At 54.4% G+C, this 2,622-nt stretch carries 3 protein-coding genes and 1 pseudogene; 1 reads left to right on the top strand and 3 read right to left on the bottom strand.

Translation table 11 applies throughout. The features are described from left to right. The 3 genes and pseudogenes from E8M78_RS23700 to E8M78_RS23145 form a co-directional block, all read right to left on the bottom strand. Positions 1–188, bottom strand: a pseudogene (locus tag E8M78_RS23700) (thermonuclease family protein); the annotation flags it as partial. Then, positions 185–721 carry a thermonuclease family protein gene (locus E8M78_RS23150; RefSeq protein WP_137137283.1) on the bottom strand — a complete coding sequence of 179 codons (537 nt, stop codon included), beginning with the start codon at positions 719–721 and terminating at the stop codon, positions 185–187. The gene E8M78_RS23150 and the pseudogene E8M78_RS23700, both read right to left, overlap by 4 nt. Continuing rightward, positions 718–1,326 carry a hypothetical protein gene (locus E8M78_RS23145; protein WP_137137282.1) on the bottom strand — a complete coding sequence of 203 codons (609 nt, stop codon included), beginning with the start codon at positions 1,324–1,326 and terminating at the stop codon, positions 718–720. The genes E8M78_RS23150 and E8M78_RS23145 overlap by 4 nt, the downstream gene beginning before the upstream one ends. A gap of 154 nt (positions 1,327–1,480) precedes the next feature. Here E8M78_RS23145 and E8M78_RS23140 point away from each other — a divergent pair, with 154 nt between their 5' ends. After that, on the top strand, positions 1,481–2,455 hold the full coding sequence (locus tag E8M78_RS23140; RefSeq protein ID WP_246658461.1) for a lytic transglycosylase domain-containing protein: 975 nt from the start codon (positions 1,481–1,483) through the stop codon (positions 2,453–2,455). Positions 2,456–2,622: the final 167 nt, after the last annotated feature.

Genomic DNA, 2,622 nt, shown 5'->3' with positions numbered 1-2,622 from the left:
CCGAACCATAGCGTTCGGCCGTCGAGAACGGTTACCGGGCCTTTGAACGTCGGCAACCGAACAGCAGCAGCAACAGGAGGCGCAGCCTGACCGCGTAGGGCATTCCAGTCATGATAGACGGGATCTGCGGCAAAAGCCGGAAGAGTAAAAGCACTCACGCCAATCATGATAATGAAGCGTGTTTTCATGGTTCAACGATCCTCGCTCGCTGGTTCGCCTCTCGACTGAGCAGGATCGCAGGATGCTGAACGTCGGGGAATTGCCAAAGGCCGGCCTTCTTTTGCTGGGCGAGCTGCTCGGCAATGGCATAAGGCGCGTGATAGGGAAGTCCATCAGTATTCAAGGCGGCGAACGCATAGCCGCTCGTCACCATGATCTGCGCAAGGTCGAGACGTTGGCTCCCAACTGTGGCGTAGCAGACGACGTAGGAGATATTGTTGAGCTTCGCCACAGGCGCGCAGATCGGTTTTGTGTCCTTGATATACGCAGCCAGCATCGCAAGGGATGCGTCGCCACAGTCCTGCCTGTTGCCCTGACCATCCGTGTAGGCAGTGCCACGCAAACAGGACTGAACGCCATAGAGGCGAAACCTTTCTCGCTTGGAGACCCAGGTATCTCCGGTTTCCAGCACTGCATTAGGTGTCAGATCGAAGTAACCATCGGGTGCAGCATAGACTGCAACGGGCAGCAGTATGGCGAAGAGCGCGGTCGCAAGCTTCATTGCGCCTTCACCCGAGGATCTGCCCACATGCCGTAGGAACCCTTCTGGCCGATTTGCTGAGCCTCTGTGAGATCAGGACGTTCGAATGAACCATCGGCTTTCTTCGTCAGGCGAACCGCTCCTAACGACAGAAGCTGCTCCTCAAGATTATCAACTGCGTCCATGGCTCCAGGATAGTTATAGTAGCCGTAGCAAGTGACATCCTGAACGGGGGCAGTCTGCTCGCTGATAAACGCCCTGCAGAACAGAACCTTGGGGCTTTGCAACATGACTTGCAGCTGTTGCTTACCAAACTCCTCGCATGTTCCGGAATAGTCCTCGGCGCGATTGACCAGATCGCCGTTACAGGGCTGGATGCCATAGAGATGCAAGGCGGTCGCCTCATCGACGCGAAACCCTGTTGCGGAAATAGCCTTGAAGCCAGTTGCAGTAGCGTAACCCTTGCGGTCGGCAACTTTGCCTGTTCCGTCATAATACTCGATCACCAGCACGGTCTTGCCCGGCGCTGCGAGCGATCGGATGTAGTCCTTGTTGACAGGGGGCGCTGCAAGCGCCTGTGCGACCAGCATACAACCTGAAATCGCTGAAACGACAGCCCGCTTCATATACAACCTCCAACCACTAATACGCGCACTTACCCGAGAAAGGGACTTTTCTATCAAGTTAAAAAACTGTAAGCCTGCGCCAAATAGATATCACATTAAACATAGCTTAGTCAGTTTTCACGGCAATCACAACAGCGCTTCCTCAGGCTGATCAATGGAAAAAGCAGCGAGATTCAAACGGTCTCAAGGTCGCCTGATCTTGAGCAGCATCGCTATAGTCGCGATGGTTCCAATACAAGAATGCAATGCACAAGACATACAATTTTCTGCGCAAAAACGAACGTTTAACAACATTCACATGACAGAAGCGCAGGCCGATCTTGCAGCGAACTTTAATGAGCGATGGGGGAGCGATCCACTTGAAACTCAAGACTATATCGTGGGGACCAATGGTGTCATCTCGAGAGAAATATACGATCTAGCAGCGACTGATAAGGGGGCCGCCTCCCATTTATCATACAATAATATTGGCGCAGAGTATCGCCCGTCATCCACTCAACCATCCGCCACAGCCACACCACGATTTCCTTCGTCTTCGACAGTTTCATCCATCAACCATGCTCCCTTCCAGCATCAGAAAGATGAGCAATTTGCAACTAATAAGTGCGGCGTCTCTCCACTCGATCCGGACGCAATCAAGGCTTTGGTTGTCGAAACAGCGCGTCGCCACAAGGTCGATGAGGATTTTGCGGTCGCAATCGCCTGGGCTGAAAGCCGCTTCGATGAAATCCGCAATTCACCGAAAGGCGCACGCGGACCGATGCAGCTTATCCCCGCAACAGCGGCCCGCTTCGGTGTTCAGGACATTTGCGATCCCGCTCAAAACATCGAGGGCGGAATGAAGTACTTGCGCTTCCTGCTCGATGAGTTCCAGAACCCGCTTCTGGTCGCAGCCGCTTACAATAGCGGGGAGGGTCGCATCTACGAATATAGCGGCATTCCGCCATTCCCGGAAACCGTTGGCTACGTCGCCAAGGTCGTCAACTACCAGCTTGGCCTTCCCATGCCTCCAGACAAGCGAGCATCGAACAGTCTGGCGGGCATCTCAAGGAAAAAGAACGACGTGCCCGCCGGGGTAATCGCTGTGGAGAAGACCGGCAAGTTCGTCGGTGGTGTGATGCATTTCTAAGGAGAGAACCATGAACAATCTGGTTTCCCGGCATTCCGGGACATTGAAAACATTGGCCATGATCGGCCTGATGACAGCGCTACACCTTGCAAGCGCCGATCACGCATTGGCCCAGGCCGGTGGCGGCGGCGGTGCATTCGCCCCCCTTCAGACAGCCGTGCAGATGG

The sequence above is a fragment of the Rhizobium sp. FKY42 genome (assembly GCF_005222835.1).
In the GTDB taxonomy this organism is placed as follows: domain Bacteria; phylum Pseudomonadota; class Alphaproteobacteria; order Rhizobiales; family Rhizobiaceae; genus Neorhizobium.
This window is presented reverse-complemented; position numbering and strand designations above follow the sequence as displayed.

Coding starts and splice junctions, on each gene's coding strand:
- E8M78_RS23145 (WP_137137282.1), bottom strand. CDS start 1,326: ATGAAGCGGGCTGTCGTTTCAGCGATTTCAGGTTGTATGCTGGTCGCA.
- E8M78_RS23150 (WP_137137283.1), bottom strand. CDS start 721: ATGAAGCTTGCGACCGCGCTCTTCGCCATACTGCTGCCCGTTGCAGTC.
- E8M78_RS23140 (WP_246658461.1), top strand. CDS start 1,481: ATGGAAAAAGCAGCGAGATTCAAACGGTCTCAAGGTCGCCTGATCTTG.